Below are 16137 nucleotides of genomic sequence, written 5' to 3' on the forward strand. Positions count from 1 at the left end.
GCTAGAGTCGTTCTTTTTCAGAGGTTTTTTCATGCATTTCAAGAAACTGGTTCCTGCACTTGCCCTGACCGTCGCCATCACTGGCTGTACCACCAACCCCTATACCGGTGAATCCCAGACCTCCAAGGGCGCCTGGGGCGCGTTGGCGGGTGCGGCGACCGGCGCAGCCGTGGGGGCGCTCTCCTCCAGCAAGGGCGACCGCAAAAAGGGCATCCTGACTGGCGTCGCCGCCGGTGCGGCCCTGGGTGGCGGTATCGGTTACTACATGGATGTGCAGGAAGCCAAGCTGCGCGAGAAGCTGCAAGGCACCGGCGTCAGCGTGACCCGCAACGGTGATCAGCTGATCCTCAACATGCCGAACAACGTCACCTTCGACAGCTCCAGCGCCCAGCTGAAAGCCGCCGGTGCCAACACCCTGTCCGGCGTGGCCCTGGTGGTTGCCGAGTTCGACAAGACCCGTCTGAACGTGGTCGGCCACACCGACAGCACCGGCTCCCGCGAGCTGAACATGAAGCTCTCCCGGGATCGCGCCGATGCCGTCGCCGCCCAGCTGATCGGCCAGGGCGTGTCCGGCAGCCGCATTGCCATCAGCGGTGTGGGTCCGGATCAGCCGGTGGCCAGCAACAGCACCGCCGAAGGCAAGGCCCAGAACCGTCGGGTGACCATCACCCTGACCCCGACCGCCTAAGCGGCCTGCGTTGCAGTCATGAAAAAGGCCCCGCCAGCGATGGCGGGGCCTTTCTATTGGCGCCGGTGCGTGCCCTTTGCTCCTTGCCCCCTTCTCCCCTTGCGGGAGAAGAGTCGGGGATGAGGGGATAACCGCCTCTTAGACAGCGGCAGTGAGCTGTACTTCCACCCTGTAGCCTTCGTGGGCGAGACGGGCCTGCATGCAGGCACGGACCGGGGCTGTATCGGCATCAGGGGAGCCAGGCATCCCGCTTTGTTTAGACAGCCGCAGTCAGCTGCACTTCGACCTTGTAGCCTTCATGGGCCAGACGGGCCTGCACGCAGGCACGGACGGGGGCGGTGTCGGCATCAGGGGAGCCAGGCATCCCGCTTTGTTTAGACAGCGGCAGTGAGCTGCACTTCTACCCTGTAGCCTTCGTGAGCGAGACGGGCCTGCACGCAGGCGCGGACCGGGGCTGTGTCGGCATCAGGGGAGCTAGGCATCCCGCTTTGCTTAGACAGCGGCAGTGAGCTGTACTTCCACCCTGTAGTCTTCGTGGGCGAGACGGGCCTGCACGCAGGCACGGACGGGGGCTGTGTCGGCATCAGGGGAGCCAGGCATCCCGTTTTGATTAGACAGCGGCAGTCAGCTGTACTTCCACCTTGTAGCCTTCGTGGGCGAGACGGGCCTGCACGCAGGCGCGTACCGGTGCTGTGCCGGCCGGGATCCAGGCATCCCACTGCGCGTTGAAGGCGGCGATGTCTTCAATGTCCTTGAGATAGATGTTGGCCATCAGGATCTTGTCGACGCCGGAGCCGTTGGCTTCCAGCAGACGCTGCAGGCTTTCGAGCACTTCACGGGTCTGCTGGTGGATGTCGGCGGTCTCGGTGGCGGGCACTTCCACCACGTAGAGGGTGCCGTTGTGGATGACCACATCAGACCAGCGCTGGGTGGTCCCGATACGGGTAATGGTTGTCATGTTTGCTCCGGTACAGGGCTATTGACCCTTGCGGATCAGGTAGCGGTAAGGGGCCTGCTCAGTCTCGCTGGCGACCAGGGTATGGTCCATGAAGCGGCAGAAGCTGGGAATGTCGCGGGTGGTGGAGGGGTCGTCGGCGCTGACCAGCAGGGTCTCCCCATCCGCCATCAGCCGCACTTTCTTGCGAACCATCATCACGGGTTCGGGGCAACGAAGCCCGATTGCGTCCAACTCGTGGGTCGCATTGCAGAATTCAGTACTCATGAATAATCAACCTTCAGTCGCACCTTCTTGCGCGCCATCGTCACGGGTTCGGGGCAACGAAGCCCGATTGCGTCCAGCTCGTGCGTTGCGCCGCAGAATAAAGCACTCATCAATAATCAACCTTCAACCAATTCGGCCAGCAATGATACTCACGGCGAAAAAATAATCAAACCACGGGGCGGTTATGCAGCATATGCTACCAAAATGTGAACCGGCTCTACCCAGGCTTCGCTCGATGAGTAATATAAAAATTGAACCATATTCAACAAGGAGGTGTGAATATGCAGGTCTCCTACGGCAGATTGCAAGCCTACGCAGGCATGGGGTTCTTGTCGTTCGCCATGATAGTGCTGGGCAGCCCGATAGGTAATACCGGTACCTGGTTCGGCTCCATGGTGATGATCGGACTGGGGCTCTGGATCGAGCTCAGCGACTACTACGACGAGGATGAGGACGAGAACGATCCCTCCTGAGAGCCTGGCTCTCGGCACTCAAAGGCGGACGATGTCCGCCTTTGTCATTTCTGCTCCGCGCCTGAACGGGTCGAGCGCATGGCGCGTTCCAGCTGCTGCGCCGTCTGCTCGGGGTTGGCCCTGGCGTCGTTGAAGAAGCTGCTCAGCACATCCATGATCCCTTGGCGCATGTTGGTGGGCACCGCCATCCCCTCCGCCATGCTGGGCAGCAGGTTGTCCTGTTGCTCGGCGTGGAGGAAATCCTGATAGGAGCGGATGGCGCAGCGATCGAACTTGCTCATGTCCGGCTTGATGAGCGCCGGGATGGAGCCCTTCACCCGGTTGAATTCCTCCTGAAAGCGCGGCGTCATCAACAGCCTGGCCAGCTCGCCCTGGGCCTGCAACTGGGCGGGATCCCGCTGCTTGAACATGGCGATGGAGTCGAGGTTGTAGCTGAACAGTCCCTGGCTGCCCGGGCTTGGCAGGCACTCGATATCCTCGCCGGGGCGGTAGTTGCCGGCGCTCAGCTCCCCTTTCACCCAGTCCCCCATCACCTGCATGGCGGCGCCGCCGCTCTCCAGCAGGTTGGTGGCCTGGTGCCACTTCAGGCCGGCGTATTTCTCGGGCACATAAGCGCGCAACTGCTGGAAGCGGGTCAGCACCCGCACCATGTCGGGGCCGGTCAGGGTGGCGCTGTCCTGTTCGAGGAAGGCCTTGCGATAGAAGGTCTTGCCCCCTTCGCCGAGGGCCACCGTTTCGAACAGCACCGCGATTTGCCAGGGTTCATTGCCGATGGCGAGGGGGGTGATGCCCTGCTCCTTGAGCTTGTCCGCCACCGCCACGAACTTAGCCCAGTCGGTGGGGGGCTTGAGCCCCTGTCGCTCGAATACCTTGCGGTTGAGCCACAGCCAGTTGACCCGGTGGATGCCGGTGGGGACCGCCATCAGGGCGCCGTTCTGGCTGAGGGTATCGCGCACCATGGGGGGCAGCTGAGGGTACCAGCCGAGGTGCTCGGCCATGGGGGTGAGGTCGCGCAGAAAGCCCAGGCTGCCCCACTCGTGCAGCTCGAACCCCTTGAGGTGGGCTGCCTCCGGCGGGTTTGCCGCCAGGGCCCGGCTCTTGAGCACCGTCATGGCGCTCTTGCCGCCCCCCCCCTGTACCGCGAAGTCGTTCCACTGGTTGCCCTGTTCGGCCCACTCGGACTTGAGCACTTCCACGGCCCTGGCCTCGCCGCCGGAGGTCCACCAGTGCAATACCTCCACCTGGGAGGCACAAACGGGCAGGGAGAGCAGGGCGATGACAGAAAAAGACAACCACTTCATACATTACTGCCTTGGTAGGGAGAGGGTGGCCTGCAGGCCGCCCTGGGGGCGATTTTCCAGCACCAGGTCGCCGCCGTGGGCGTGGGCTATGTTGCGGGCGATGCCAAGGCCCAGCCCGGTGCCGGCGGCATCGGTGCTGAGGCGGTAGTAGGGCTCGAAGATGCGCTCGAACTGATCGTCCGGCAGACCGGGCCCCTCGTCCATGATGAAGAGGATCAACATCTCCTCGTCATCCATGATGATGATGCGCACCTTCTGGCCGTACTTGATGCCGTTGTCCACCAGGTTGCCGATGCAGCGCTTGAGGGCCAGCAGCTTGCCGCGATAGGGCCACTTGCAGTGCCCCTCGATGGTGAGCAGATCCTCGTGCAGGTTCATGGCCTCCGCCATCTGCTCCAGCAGGGCGTTGACGTCGATCTGCTCGAGGTTCTCGTGAATGTCCGTCTCTTTGACCGTCTGCAGCGCCCCTTTGACCATCAGCTCCAGCTCGTCCAGGTCCTTGTTGAACTTGGCGATCTGCACCTCGTCGTCCAGCAGTTCGACCCGCAGTCGCAGCCGGGTGATGGGGGTCTTGAGGTCGTGGGAGATGGAGCTGAAGAGGCGCTCCCGATCGTCGATGAAGCGGCGAATGCGCTGCTGCATGATGTTGAAGGCGCGGGTCGCCGCCACGATTTCGGAGGCACCCTCCTCCTTGAGGGACGGCTGGTCGATGTCCTTGCCGAGGTTGACCGCCGCCTTGGCGAGGCGACGCAGGGGGCGGGTCTGCCAGCGCACCAGCATGAAGGTGAAGAAGCAGAGGAAGACCGTCATCAGGGCGATGAAACGCACCTGATTGCTTGGCATCACGGTGTCATCCAGCGTCATGTAGGGGGCGGGCAGCAGGGCCGCCAGATAGAGCCACTCCCCCGGTTCTATCTCGATCTGGGTCACCAGCACCGGCGGATTGATAGGCTCCAGAGACAGGGTGTAGCGGGCCCAGGAGGAGGGGAGATCCGCCAGCAGGGTGTCGTTGTTGAAGACGTGCAGCTCCTCGGGGCGGGAGAAGTCCACCTTGATCGCCATGGCGTCGGAGAGTTTGCGGCTGAGCACCTCCTGCACCTCTTTGAGCACCAGCGTTTTTCGCTCGCTGTCGGGGATGGCGCTGATGTGGATCTCTTCCTCGTTCAGGGAGACGAAGAAGCGGCTGCCCCCCATGTTGCGCAGCTGATCCAGGGCGATGTGGCGGTATTGCAGGGGCAGGGACTTGAAGAAGTTGACGGTGGAAGCCGCCGACAGCGCCAGGTTGCGGGTGGTGCTGAGCATGCCCTCCAGCTCCCGCTTCTGGATCTGCTGCATCCAGATGCCGGTGAGGATGGTCTGGGAGAGCAGGATGGCGAGCAGCAACAGCAGCAGCATCCGCGACAGCAGGGAGCGGGGCACCAGGGCCCGCCAGAACTTCTGCCCCGTCATGGCAGCGTGTGTCTCTTGTCGATCAGCATGGGGTGCTTACCTCTGTGCCTTGCCGTTGCCCCGTGATGGGTCTCTCTTCTGCCCGTTCAAGGTCTCGCCGTAGCGTCTGTCTGTTACGGGATCTCGTGGACTTCGGCGATCAGCATGTAGCCGCTGCCGCGAATGGTTTTGATGATGCGCGGGCTCTTGCCGTTGTCACCCAGCTTCTGGCGCAGGCGGCTGATCTGCACATCGATGCCGCGTTCCATGGGCAGGCTCTCGCGACCGCGGGTGGCGTCCGAGATGGTATCCCGGTCCAGCACCACGCCGGGCTGCTGCAGGAACATGCCGAGCAGCAGGGCATCGCTGCCGGAGAGATCCAGCAGGCTGCCATCTTCGTGGGTCAGCTGGTGGCTCAGAGTGTCCAGGGTCCACTCGGCGAAGCGCAGCCGACGGCTCGGTTCCTTTTCTTTCTCCGGCTGGCGGAATTCGGCGCGGCGCAGCAGCGCCTTGATGCGGGCCTGCAGTTCGCGCGGGCTGAACGGCTTGGCGATGTAGTCGTCGGCGCCAAGTTCCAGACCGATCACCCGATCCGCTTCGTCGGAGGCGGCGGTGAGCATGATGATGGGTACCTGGGAGTCGCGGCGGATCTGCTGGCAGAGGGTAAAGCCGTCGTCGCCGGGCATCATGATGTCCAGAATGATGAGGTCCGGGCTGTGCTGGGCCAGTTGTTGGCGCATCTCGTTCCCTTCGGCCGCGGTCAGTACCTCGAAACCAGCCCGGGTCAGGTACTCGTTGAGCAGCTCGCGGATCTCCCGATCGTCGTCGACGATAAGCAGTTGTTTGCTCGTTGACATATGTATGTGCATCCACCCATTTTTTTGTGCAGATTGAACCTGTCGGGGGAGCAAAAAGCAAGCAAGCCCCCCCTCTAATGTGAAGTTATGGGCAATATAGCCTCAGGATTGGCCCCGATCGCGGGAAAAGAATAAAAAAGGCCGACCCAAACGGGCCGGCCAACACGCAGATTCCGACGGCAGGAGCGCACCCCGTGTGGCGCGTTCCACAGACTCGACAGCAGGGTCGGCAGGCCGATCCGGTATTCGTGATGGGGCCGCTGTGCCGGGAAGCAGGGCCGCCTTCTGTCTGTTGTTGCCGCCCCGAGGCGGCGTTCCTGATCGGCGAGCGGTCAGGGGAGATTCACTTACACCCGCTCGAACACGGTGGCGATGCCCTGACCCAGGCCGATGCACATGGTGGCTACTCCCAGGGTGGCGTCCTTCTCTTCCATCAGGTTGATCAGGGTGGTGGAGATGCGGGCGCCGGAGCAGCCGAGCGGGTGACCCAGGGCGATGGCGCCACCGTTGAGGTTCACCTTCTCATCCATCAGGTCCTGCAGACCCAGATCCTTCACGCAGGGGAGGGACTGGGCGGCAAACGCCTCGTTCAGCTCGAACAGATCGATGTCGCCGACGGTCAGACCGGCCCGCTTGAGCGCCTTCTGGGTGGCCGGCACCGGGCCGTAACCCATGATGGCGGCGTCACAGCCGGCGATGGCCATGGCGCGCACCCTGGCGCGGGGCGTGAGGCCGAGGGCCTTGGCACGGTCCGCACTCATCACCAGCATGGCGGCGGCGCCATCGGACAGGGCCGAGGAGGTGCCGGCGGTGACGGTACCGTTGACCGGGTCGAACACCGGGCGCAGCTGGCTTAAGCCATCGACCGTGGTCTCCGGGCGGATCACCTCGTCATAGTCGTAGAAGAAGCGGGCGCCACTGGCGTCGTGCCCTTCCAGCCCGACGATCTCCTTGGCAAAACGCCCTTCCACGGTGGCGGCGTGGGCACGGCGGTGGGAGCGGGCCGCAAACTCGTCCTGCTGTTGACGGCTGATGCCGTGCAGCTTGCCGAGCATCTCGGCGGTCAACCCCATCATGCCGGAGGCTTTCGCCACCGACTTCGCCATGCCGGGGTGGAAGTCGACGCCGTGGCTCATGGGCACGTGGCCCATGTGCTCGACGCCGCCAATGATGAAGATATCCCCATCACCTACCTGAATGGCGCGAGAGGCATCGTGCAGCGCCTGCATACTGGAGCCGCACAGACGGTTGACGGTGACCGCCCCCACCTGTTTCGGGATGCCGGCCAGCAGGGCGGCGTTGCGGGCGATGTTGAAGCCCTGCTCCAGGGTCTGCTGCACGCAGCCCCAGTAGATATCCTCGATCTCGTTCGGGTCGAGGTTGGGGTTGCGCAGCAGGATGGATTTCATCAGGTGCGCGGACAAGTCTTCTGCACGCACGTTGCGGAAGGCGCCGCCCTTGGACCGGCCCATGGGGGTCCGGATACAGTCGACAATGACTACGTCTTTCATGAATGGATCTCCTTTCCGCAATCAGTAGAAGGTGTTGCCCTGGGCAGCCATCTCGCGCAGCTTGTCGCTGACGCGGTAGAGCGGGCCCAAGTCGGCATACTGGTCGGCCATGGCCACGTAGCGATCCAGACCGATAGTGTCCAGATAGCGGAACACGCCGCCGCGGAAGGGAGGGAAGCCCAGACCGTAGACCAGCGCGATGTCGGCTTCGGCTGGCGTGGCGACAATGCCCTCTTCCATACAGAGCACCACCTCGTTGATCATCGGGATCATCATGCGTGCGATGATGGCGTCCTTGTCGAAATCCTGTTTCGGCTTGGCGATGGGGGCCAGCAGCTCGTAAGCAGTGGCGTCGGCCACCTTCTTCGGTTTGCCCTTCTTGTCCTGCTCGTAGGCGTAGAAGCCCTTGCCGTTCTTCTGACCGAAGCGGTTCACTTCGTACATCACGTCGATGGCGGTACGGCCTTCCTTGCTCATGCGCGCCGGGAAACCCTGTGCCATCACGTCACCGGCATGGTGACCGGTGTCGATACCGACCACGTCCAGCAGGTAGGCGGGGCCCATCGGCCAGCCGAACTCCTTCTCCATTACCTTGTCGACGGCGGCGAAGTCGGCACCATCGGCAACCAGCTTGTTGAAGCCGAAGAAGTAGGGGAACAGCACCCGGTTGACGAAGAAGCCGGGGCAGTCGTTGACCACCACCGGGGACTTGCCCATGGCGGCGGCGTAGGCCACCACGCGGTTGATGGTTTCATCGGAAGTTTGCTCGCCGCGGATGATCTCCACCAGTGGCATGCGGTGCACCGGGTTGAAGAAGTGCATGCCGCAGAAATTCTGCGGGCGCTTCAGTCCCTTGGCCAGCAGGGAGATGGGGATGGTGGAGGTGTTGCTGGCGAGCACGGCGTCTTCGCCAATAATCCCTTCTACTTCGCCCAGTACGGCGGCTTTCACCTTGGGATTCTCGACCACGGCTTCGACCACTACGTCCACGCCTTTGACGTTGTCATAGCTGAGGGTCGGCGTGATGGCGGAGAGCACCTGGCCCATCTTGATGCCGTCGATGCGACCGCGCTCGAGCTGGCCGTTGAGCAGCTTGGTGGCCTCATTCATGCCAAGTGCCAGCGCTTTCTCGTTGATGTCCTTCATCACCGCCGGGATGCCTTTGCTGGCGGACTGGTAGGCGATGCCGCCCCCCATGATGCCGGCACCCAGTACGGCGGCATGGCCGGTGGCCTTGTTTGCCTGCTTGGCAGCCTTCTTGGCCAGCGCCTTGATGTGCTGATCGTTGAGGAAGATCCCGACCAGCGCCTTGGCCACGTCGGTTTTCGCCAATTTGATGAAGGTGGCGGCCTCGGCGGCCAGCGCTTCGTCACGGCCCATGCCGGCGGCGGCTTCCACCGTCTTCACGGCGGCCATGGGGGCCGGATAGTGTTTGCCCGCCACGGCGGCAACCATACCAGCGGCGGTGGTGAAGCTCATCATGGCTTCCAGTTTGGAGAGGCGCAGCGGGGCCTTCTTGGCGGCGCGGCGGCCCTGCCAGTCCAGCTTGCCTTTGATCGCGTCCTTGATCATCTGCACGGCGGCGCTCTGCAGCGCGTCGGGGGCGACCACGGCATCGATGGCACCCACCTTGAGGGCGTCATCGGCACGGTAATCCTTGCCGGTGGTGATCCACTCCAGCGCGTTGTCGGCACCGATCACCCGCGGCAGACGGACAGTGCCGCCAAAGCCGGGCATGATGCCGAGCTTGGTCTCGGGCAGGCCAATCTTGGCGCTGGTGTCAGCCAACCGGAAATCGGTGGAGAGAATGGTCTCGCAGCCGCCGCCCAGAGCATGGCCCTTGATGGCGGAGAGGGTGGGCACCGGCAGATCTTCGATGGCGCTGAAGATGTCGTTGGCCTTCTTCAGCCAGCCGAGCAGGTCTTCTTGCGGCAGATCGAACAGTTCCAGGAATTCGGTGATGTCGGCGCCGACGATGAAAGCGTCTTTGCCGGAGGTGAGGATCAGACCCTTCAAATCGGCTTGTTGCTGTAATGCGGCGATCGCTTCGCTCAGGGAGAGCAGGGTAGCGCGATCCAGCTTGTTGACTGAACCCGGGGCATCGAACCTCAGCTCGGCAATGCCGTCTTCGAGGTAGCTGACCGTCAGGGTTTCGCCTTGGTAGATCATGAGAGTGTCTCCTTGTTCCCACTCTGTGGGGAATGGTGCTCCTTTATCCCCAGCAGGGGGCGAGGCTCACTATTGATCCAAAAGAAGACATTTTCAACACCTATTTAAAACATTTGTTTAACAGTTATCGAGTAAAAGCTCTTCATCACAAAACGGGCAAAAAAGAGGCGCCTTGCGGCGCCTCCGATGGAGATGAGCGTGGTATCAGCTAGCCAGTTCCGGCCGATTGCGATACTGGTTCAAGACCTCGGGATCGGCGAGGGCGTGGGTGTTGTTGACGGGGCGGTTGTGCACCACTTCCCGCACCGCCAGCTCCACTATCTTGCCGGACTTGGTGCGGGGGATGGCATCCACCTGCAGGATGCGGGCAGGCACATGACGGGCGGTGCAGTGTCGCTTGATCTGCTGGCAAATCCGCTCACGCAGCCCGTTGTCCAGCTTGCAACCCGCCTTGAGCTTGACGAACAGCACCACCCGCTCGTCCTGTTTCCATTGCTGGCCGATGACGATGCTCTCTTCCACCTCGTCGAGTTGTTCCACATAGCGGTAGATCTCGCTGGTGCCGATGCGCACGCCGCCCGGGTTGAGGGTCGCGTCGGAGCGGCCGTAGAACAGGATGCCGCCAGTCGGGGTCAGCTCGATCCAGTCCCCGTGGCACCAGATGTTGTCGAACCGCTCGAAGTAGGCGGCGTGGTACTTGTCGCCGTTTTCGTCCCCCCAGAAGTAGATGGGCTGGGCCGGGAACGGCTTGGTGCAGACCAGTTCGCCCTTTTCACCCAGCACCGGCTGGCCCGCCTCGTTGAATACCTGCACCGCGAGACCGAGGCCGCGCCCCTGGCTCTCGCCGCGATAGACGGGGCTCAAGGGGTTGCCGATGACGAAGCAGGAGCAGATGTCGGTGCCACCAGAGATGGAGCTGAGCTGCACATTCTGCTTTATCTGCTGGTAAACGTAGTCAAACCCCTCCGGCGACAGCACGGATCCGGTGCTGCAGATGAGGCGCAAGGCAGGCAGGTCGTGGGTATTGACGGGGGCATAACCCTGTTTGTGCAGCGCATCGAGATACTTGGCCGAGGTGCCGAACAGGGCGACCTCTTCGTCCCGTGCGAGATCCCACAGCACGTTGCCATCCGGGTAGAAGGGGGAACCATCGTAGAGCACCAGGGTGGCGCCGGAGGCGAGGGCGCTCACCAGCCAGTTCCACATCATCCAGCCACAGGTGGTGAAGTAGAAGATGCGCTCCCCCGGCTTGATGTCGCAGTGCAACTGGTGCTCTTTCAGGTGTTGCAGCAGGGTGCCGCCAATGCCGTGCACGATGCACTTGGGTTTGCCGGTGGTGCCGGAGGAGTAGAGGATGTAGAGCGGGTCGTTGAAGGCCATGGTCTCGAAGGCGAGCTGGGCATCATGCTGGCTTGCCAGCAATTGCTGCCAGTTGTGACCAAGCTGCAGCGGGTTGCCGAGCAGGGGGATCATCACCGTCTGCTCTAGGCTGTCGAGCTGACCGACGACGCTGGCCACCTTGTCCTGAATGTCGATGGCCTTGCCGCCGTAGCGGTAGCCATCCACCGCGAACAGCACCCTGGGACGGGTCTGGCCGAAGCGCTCCACCACGCTGGCCTCGCCAAAATCGGGACTGGTGGAGGTCCAGATCGCGCCGAGGCTGGTGGTTGCCAGCATGGCCACCACGGTTTCCGGGATATTGGGCAGGTAGGCTGCGACCACATCACCCCGGCCTATGCCCTGGCTGCGAAGCCACTGGGCCAGGCGGGCGACCTGATCTGCCAGCTCATGCCAGCTCAGGGTCCGGCTTGGACCCCCTTCGATGCGGGAGATGATGGCCGGGCTCTCATCCTGACGGCGCAGCAGGTTCTCGGCGAAGTTGAGCTGGCTGTCGGGGAACCAGCGGGCGCGCTGCATATCCTGGCGGTTCTCCGCCACAATGTTGCCAAGCTCGCCCTTGACGCCGCAGTGCTGCCACACCAGGGGCCAGAAGCGGGTGGTCTTCTCCACCGACCATTGATACAGGTCGGCATAGCTGCGCAGTTGCAGGCCATGGAAGTGATTGACCTCGGCCATGAACTGGTGGAGGTTGGAGTGCTGCATCCTGTCCTGATCCGGTGTCCACAGACAAAGGTTTTGCATGAGTCGTTCCTGACGGCTGATATCTACTGTCTGTGGGCAGTGTATTGAATTGTTCTTTGTTTGTTAATTGTCTGTTTTATCTTCATAACAAAAAGCCTGTAACCTATGCGTTACCTCACGAAGCGAAAGCCGGGTGGCTCGAGCCTTGATTCGCTTGATGTTATGCTGAAGTCACATTCGCCCGGAGCAGGACGCCATGAGCAGTTACAGCCAACTTTTTGCCCAGCATCTCGACACCCTTCAGCAGCGTACCCGCGACATCCTGCAACAACAGGGTCTTGGCGGTCTCGCTATCCACTCCGGCCAGACTCATCGTATCTTCCTCGATGACCAGGATTATCCCTTCAAGGTGAATCCCCAGTTCAAGGCCTGGCTGCCGGTGCTGGACAACCCTCACTGCTGGTTGCTGGTGGATGGCGTGAGCAAGCCGGTGCTGCTGTTCTACCGGCCGGTGGACTTCTGGCACAAGGTGGCGGAGTTGCCCAACGCCTTCTGGGTCGACTTCTTCGACATTCGCTTCCTGACTCGCCCGGAGCAGGTTGCCGATCACCTGCCGGCCAACAAGCAGGAGTGGGCCTATCTGGGCGGCCATCTGGAAGTGGCCGAGCTGCTGGGACTGGGTCAGCCCAATCCGGAGGCGGTCCTCAACTACCTGCACTACCACCGTGCCTACAAGACGCCCTATGAGCTGGAATGTCTTCGCGATGCCAACCGCATCGGCGTACGCGGCCACATCGCGGCCAAGGACTCCTTCATGGCGGGGGCGAGCGAGTTCGAGATCAACCTGGCCTACATGAAGGCGGTCGGACAGGGGGCCAATGAGGCGCCCTACGGCAACATTGTTGCCATCAACCGCAATGCGGCCATCCTGCACTACACCCATCTCTCCACCCAGCGTGTGCCGGATGCGGAGCGTTACTCCTTCCTCATCGATGCCGGAGTGGACGTGCACGGTTATGCCTCCGACATTACCCGAACCTGGGCCTGGCGCCGCGGTGAGTTCGCCGATCTGATCGCAGCGCTGGATGCACAGCAACAGGAGATCATCGACGAGATCAAGCCGGGCCGCCGCTACAGCGAGCTGCACCTGCAGATGCACCACAGGCTGGCGCGCCTGCTGCAAGCCACCGAACTGGTAGACATGTCGGTGGACGAGATGATCCACACCGGGGTGACCAATGTCTTCTTCCCCCACGGTCTCGGTCACTTCCTCGGCCTGCAGGTACACGATGCCGGCGGCTTCATGCAGGATGAGCGCGGCACCCACCTGGCGGCCCCCGAGCAGTTCCCCTATCTGCGCTGCACCCGGGTGATGGAAGTGGGCCAGGTGTTCACCATCGAGCCGGGTCTCTACTTCATCGACAGCCTGCTGGAGCCGCTGCGCCAGGGTGAGCAGGGCAAGCGGATCAACTGGAACAAGGTGGAGGCGCTGCGTCCCTATGGTGGCATTCGCATCGAGGACAACGTGGTGCTGCATGCCAACGGGGTGGAGAACCTGACCAGACAAGCAGGGCTCTGATGGCGACGGATTACCCCATACCGGCAGCCCCGCTGGAGGTGAGCGAAGAGATCAAGAAGAGCCGCTTCATTACCTACGTCGCCCACACTCCGACCGTCGAGGCCGCCAAGGCCTGGATAGACGAGATCAAACAGCAACACCCGGGAGCCCGGCATCACTGCTGGGCTTTTGTCGCCGGCGCCCCGCAAGACAGCCAGGTTTATGGTTTCAGTGATGATGGCGAACCCTCGGGCACAGCGGGCAAACCCATGCTGGCCCAGTTGATGGGGGCCGGCCTTGGTGAAATCGCCGCCGTGGTGGTGCGCTATTACGGTGGCGTGCTGCTGGGGACCGGTGGCCTGGTCAAGGCCTATGGCGGTGGTGTGGGGGCAGCACTCAAGCAACTTGAAACCTGTATCAAACGTCAGCTGACCTCTTCCGTGATCCAGTGTGACTACACCGACATGGGGGCCGTGGAGTCCCTCATCTCTGCCCATCAAGGGCAGTTGCTGGTGGCCGATTATGGTGCCAGCGTCACCCTTCAGGTAGCGTGGGAGTCTGCGCTCTGGGCCCGTATCGCACAGGAATTGACCGACCGGACCAAGGGTCGGGTATCCCTTCGTCCCTTAGATGGCTAGAATCCATCGCTCTTTTAGTTTGAAGAGGGAGCCGGAATGCAGATTCTGAGCATCATTCGTATCGTCGGTCTGCTGGTTGCCCTGTTCAGCTCGACCATGCTGCTGCCCGCGATGGTCGCTTTTGGGTATCGTGATGGCGGTGGTACCGAGTTCGTCAACTCCTTCGTCATAGCCCTCCTGCTCGGCCTCCTGCTCTGGTTCCCCAACCGCCACCAGAAAAAGGAACTCAGGTCCAAGGAAGGCTTCCTCATCGTGGTGCTGTTCTGGGTGGTGCTGGGGAGCGTGGGTGCCGTCCCCTTCATCATCAGCGACGTGCCGAACATGTCGGTCTCGGAGGCATTTTTCGAGTCGTTTTCCGGCCTGACTACCACGGGCGCAACGGTGCTGACCGGGCTGGACAATCTGCCCAAGGCCTTTCTCTTCTACCGCCAGCTGCTGCAATGGCTCGGTGGCATGGGGATCATCGTGCTGGCGGTGGCCGTGCTGCCACTGCTGGGTATCGGGGGCATGCAGCTCTATCGCGCCGAGATCCCGGGGCCCGTCAAGGACAACAAGGTGACCCCGCGCATCGCCGAGACGGCCAAGGCGCTCTGGTTCATCTATCTGCTGCTGACCTCCCTCTGCGCTCTCGCGTACTGGATGGCGGGGATGACGTTGTTCGATGCCATCTGCCACTCCTTCTCCACCTTGTCGGTTGGGGGGTTCTCGACCCACGACGCCAGCATCGGTTTCTTCGACAGCCCGGCCATCAACCTGATCACAGTGGTGTTCCTGTTGCTGGCGAGCGTCAACTTCGCGCTGCACTTCATGGTGTTTGCCCACAAGCCGGTGCGCGTGAGCAGTTATCTGCGTGACTCCGAGCTCAAGGTGTTTCTGAGCATCCAGTGCGTGCTGGTGCTGATCTGTTTCGTCTCTCTGCTGTTCCACGGCCACTACGATACCTGGCAGGATGCGCTCAACCATGGCCTGTTCCAGGCGGTGTCTCTGGGCACGACCACGGGGTACAGCACCACCAGCTATGCGGATTGGCCCTCCTTCCTGCCCATGCTGTTGATGTTCTCTGCCTTCATCGGCTGTTGTGCCGGCAGTACCGGGGGGGGCATCAAGGTGATGCGTTTCATGATCCTGTTCCTGCAGGGGATGCGTGAACTCAAACGGTTGGTGCATCCGCGGGCCATCTACACCTTGAAGCTGGGACGCCGTGCCGTACCGGAACGGATCGTGGAAGCGGTCTGGGGCTACTTTGCCACCTACATCATCCTGTTCTTCATCTTTATGCTGTTGCTGCTGATGACGGGGCTGAACGAAGTGACGGCCTTCTCCGCCGTGGCTGCGGCATTCACCAACGTGGGGCCGGGTCTGGGGGAGGTGTCGGCCAACTTCGGCAATATCTCGGCCACTGCACAGTGGATATTGATCGTGGCCATGTTGTTTGGTCGATTGGAAATCTTCACACTTCTGGTACTGTTTACCCCTGCATTCTGGCGTAGTTGAGGTTGGTATGGACAAGATTTTGGTGCTTTATTCTTCCCGGGACGGGCAAACACGGAAAATCGTGGATGTCATGCTGGAGGAAATATCAGGATGCGAAGTGGTGATGCACGACCTGCACACCCTGCCCATGTGCAACCTCAGCAAGTATGCCAAGGTGTTGATTGGCGCTTCCATTCGCTACGGTAACTTCCACCCCAGCCTGCTCAGCTTCATACACGCACATCATGAACAGCTGGAAGTAGCCAATGCGGCGTTCTTCTGCGTGAACCTGACGGCACGCAAGCCCGAGAAGCAGACGCCGCAGACCAACGCCTACATGAAGAAGTTTCTGCGCCTCTCTCCCTGGAAGCCCAAAACTCTGGGGGTGTTTGCCGGGGCATTGCAGTACTCCCGTTACAACTGGTGGCAGACCCGCATCATCCAGTTGATCATGAAGATCACCGGGGGCAGCACGGATACCAGCAAGGATCTGGAATTCACCGACTGGGACAAGGTGCGCGGCTTTGCCCGTGAATTTTGGTCAAAAAAGTAACAGTGACGTCATTCAGAGCGGCCAGAGCCCTGCGTAAGCAGGGCTTTTTGTTTGATAAGTAGGCGTTCGAGCCACAAATCGGTAAAAAGGACTATTTTTCGCAAAATAGCCCTTGTCATCACGGCGCGGCTCCCTATAATGCGCCCCTACCAGCACGGCGGACCACGCCGAACTGATGAGCCAG

15 protein-coding genes and 1 pseudogene are annotated in these 16137 nt (G+C 61.8%); 6 read left to right on the plus strand and 10 right to left on the minus strand.

What is annotated here, in order from left to right:
• Window positions 1-31: 31 nt before the first annotated feature.
• A complete protein-coding gene (locus tag PG879_RS13740; RefSeq protein WP_010672405.1) occupies window positions 32-688 on the plus strand; it encodes an OmpA family lipoprotein in 657 nt (218 codons plus the stop codon).
• A gap of 256 nt (window positions 689-944) precedes the next feature.
• Here the strand turns inward: PG879_RS13740 and PG879_RS13745 are convergent.
• The 4 genes and pseudogenes from PG879_RS13745 to tusA all read right to left on the minus strand — a co-directional run.
• Window positions 945-1034 (minus strand): annotated as a pseudogene (locus tag PG879_RS13745) (endoribonuclease L-PSP); the annotation flags it as partial.
• A gap of 28 nt (window positions 1035-1062) precedes the next feature.
• The gene (locus tag PG879_RS13750) at window positions 1063-1170 is read right to left on the minus strand and encodes an endoribonuclease L-PSP (RefSeq protein ID WP_080560349.1); all 108 of its coding nucleotides are present in this window, start codon (window positions 1168-1170) and stop codon (window positions 1063-1065) included.
• A gap of 128 nt (window positions 1171-1298) precedes the next feature.
• Window positions 1299-1646 (minus strand): RidA family protein, encoded by a 348-nt coding sequence (locus PG879_RS13755; RefSeq protein ID WP_270830326.1) that lies wholly within the window; start codon window positions 1644-1646, stop codon window positions 1299-1301.
• A gap of 18 nt (window positions 1647-1664) precedes the next feature.
• Window positions 1665-1910: a sulfurtransferase TusA gene (gene tusA, locus PG879_RS13760; RefSeq protein ID WP_041214136.1), complete on the minus strand. Its 246-nt coding sequence runs from the start codon at window positions 1908-1910 to the stop codon at window positions 1665-1667.
• A gap of 281 nt (window positions 1911-2191) precedes the next feature.
• Between tusA and PG879_RS13770 the strand changes: the two genes are divergently transcribed.
• Window positions 2192-2383, plus strand: a complete 192-nt coding sequence (locus tag PG879_RS13770; protein WP_010672410.1) for a hypothetical protein — start codon at window positions 2192-2194, stop codon at window positions 2381-2383.
• Window positions 2384-2427: 44 nt separating this feature from the next.
• On the opposite strand, the gene PG879_RS13775 is transcribed toward PG879_RS13770, so the two are convergent.
• The 6 genes from PG879_RS13775 to PG879_RS13800 all read right to left on the minus strand — a co-directional run bounded on the left by PG879_RS13775 (window position 2428) and on the right by PG879_RS13800 (window position 11791).
• Entirely contained in the window at window positions 2428-3684 is a 1257-nt protein-coding gene (locus PG879_RS13775; RefSeq protein WP_048209305.1) for an ABC transporter substrate-binding protein, read from the minus strand.
• A 3-nt stretch (window positions 3685-3687) separates the two neighbouring features.
• Window positions 3688-5133: an ATP-binding protein gene (locus tag PG879_RS13780; RefSeq protein WP_010672412.1), complete on the minus strand. Its 1446-nt coding sequence runs from the start codon at window positions 5131-5133 to the stop codon at window positions 3688-3690.
• Window positions 5134-5246: 113 nt separating this feature from the next.
• Complete coding sequence (locus tag PG879_RS13785) at window positions 5247-5969, minus strand: response regulator (protein WP_010672413.1); 723 nt, start codon at window positions 5967-5969, stop codon at window positions 5247-5249.
• Between the two features lie 347 nt (window positions 5970-6316).
• Window positions 6317-7480, minus strand: coding sequence for an acetyl-CoA C-acyltransferase FadA (gene fadA / locus PG879_RS13790; protein ID WP_270830328.1), 1164 nt, complete (start codon window positions 7478-7480; stop codon window positions 6317-6319).
• Between the two features lie 21 nt (window positions 7481-7501).
• Entirely contained in the window at window positions 7502-9649 is a 2148-nt protein-coding gene (gene fadB / locus PG879_RS13795; protein WP_270830329.1) for a fatty acid oxidation complex subunit alpha FadB, read from the minus strand.
• A gap of 204 nt (window positions 9650-9853) precedes the next feature.
• Entirely contained in the window at window positions 9854-11791 is a 1938-nt protein-coding gene (locus PG879_RS13800; protein ID WP_270830330.1) for an acetoacetate--CoA ligase, read from the minus strand.
• A 196-nt stretch (window positions 11792-11987) separates the two neighbouring features.
• Here PG879_RS13800 and pepQ point away from each other — a divergent pair, with 196 nt between their 5' ends.
• Genes pepQ through hemG form a run of 4 tightly spaced genes read left to right on the plus strand, consistent with a single transcriptional unit; the run spans window position 11988 to window position 15953 of the window.
• Window positions 11988-13310, plus strand: coding sequence for a Xaa-Pro dipeptidase (gene pepQ / locus PG879_RS13805; RefSeq protein WP_219596310.1), 1323 nt, complete (start codon window positions 11988-11990; stop codon window positions 13308-13310).
• The gene (locus PG879_RS13810; protein WP_270830331.1) at window positions 13310-13927 is read left to right on the plus strand and encodes a YigZ family protein; all 618 of its coding nucleotides are present in this window, start codon (window positions 13310-13312) and stop codon (window positions 13925-13927) included. Before pepQ ends, PG879_RS13810 begins: the two co-directional genes overlap by 1 nt.
• A gap of 36 nt (window positions 13928-13963) precedes the next feature.
• On the plus strand, window positions 13964-15421 hold the full coding sequence (locus PG879_RS13815) for a TrkH family potassium uptake protein (RefSeq protein WP_042881326.1): 1458 nt from the start codon (window positions 13964-13966) through the stop codon (window positions 15419-15421).
• A 7-nt stretch (window positions 15422-15428) separates the two neighbouring features.
• Window positions 15429-15953, plus strand: coding sequence for a menaquinone-dependent protoporphyrinogen IX dehydrogenase (gene hemG, locus PG879_RS13820; protein ID WP_029313439.1), 525 nt, complete (start codon window positions 15429-15431; stop codon window positions 15951-15953).
• Window positions 15954-16137 lie beyond the last annotated feature (184 nt).

The organism is Aeromonas sp. QDB63 (genome assembly GCF_027707425.1).
GTDB classification, from domain to species: Bacteria; Pseudomonadota; Gammaproteobacteria; order Enterobacterales; family Aeromonadaceae; genus Aeromonas; species Aeromonas caviae.

What these genes read in the sequence shown, in the direction of transcription:
- PG879_RS13770 (WP_010672410.1), top strand. Translation starts at nt 2,192, where the DNA reads ATGCAGGTCTCCTACGGCAGATTGCAAGCCTACGCAGGCATGGGGTTC.
- PG879_RS13785 (WP_010672413.1), bottom strand. Translation starts at nt 5,969, where the DNA reads ATGTCAACGAGCAAACAACTGCTTATCGTCGACGACGATCGGGAGATC.
- PG879_RS13800 (WP_270830330.1), bottom strand. Translation starts at nt 11,791, where the DNA reads ATGCAAAACCTTTGTCTGTGGACACCGGATCAGGACAGGATGCAGCAC.
- PG879_RS13780 (WP_010672412.1), bottom strand. Translation starts at nt 5,133, where the DNA reads ATGACGGGGCAGAAGTTCTGGCGGGCCCTGGTGCCCCGCTCCCTGCTG.
- PG879_RS13750 (WP_080560349.1), bottom strand. Translation starts at nt 1,170, where the DNA reads ATGCCTAGCTCCCCTGATGCCGACACAGCCCCGGTCCGCGCCTGCGTG.
- PG879_RS13775 (WP_048209305.1), bottom strand. Translation starts at nt 3,684, where the DNA reads ATGAAGTGGTTGTCTTTTTCTGTCATCGCCCTGCTCTCCCTGCCCGTT.
- hemG (WP_029313439.1), top strand. Translation starts at nt 15,429, where the DNA reads ATGGACAAGATTTTGGTGCTTTATTCTTCCCGGGACGGGCAAACACGG.
- PG879_RS13755 (WP_270830326.1), bottom strand. Translation starts at nt 1,646, where the DNA reads ATGACAACCATTACCCGTATCGGGACCACCCAGCGCTGGTCTGATGTG.
- fadA (WP_270830328.1), bottom strand. Translation starts at nt 7,480, where the DNA reads ATGAAAGACGTAGTCATTGTCGACTGTATCCGGACCCCCATGGGCCGG.
- fadB (WP_270830329.1), bottom strand. Translation starts at nt 9,649, where the DNA reads ATGATCTACCAAGGCGAAACCCTGACGGTCAGCTACCTCGAAGACGGC.
- PG879_RS13815 (WP_042881326.1), top strand. Translation starts at nt 13,964, where the DNA reads ATGCAGATTCTGAGCATCATTCGTATCGTCGGTCTGCTGGTTGCCCTG.
- pepQ (WP_219596310.1), top strand. Translation starts at nt 11,988, where the DNA reads ATGAGCAGTTACAGCCAACTTTTTGCCCAGCATCTCGACACCCTTCAG.
- PG879_RS13810 (WP_270830331.1), top strand. Translation starts at nt 13,310, where the DNA reads ATGGCGACGGATTACCCCATACCGGCAGCCCCGCTGGAGGTGAGCGAA.
- tusA (WP_041214136.1), bottom strand. Translation starts at nt 1,910, where the DNA reads ATGAGTACTGAATTCTGCAATGCGACCCACGAGTTGGACGCAATCGGG.
- PG879_RS13740 (WP_010672405.1), top strand. Translation starts at nt 32, where the DNA reads ATGCATTTCAAGAAACTGGTTCCTGCACTTGCCCTGACCGTCGCCATC.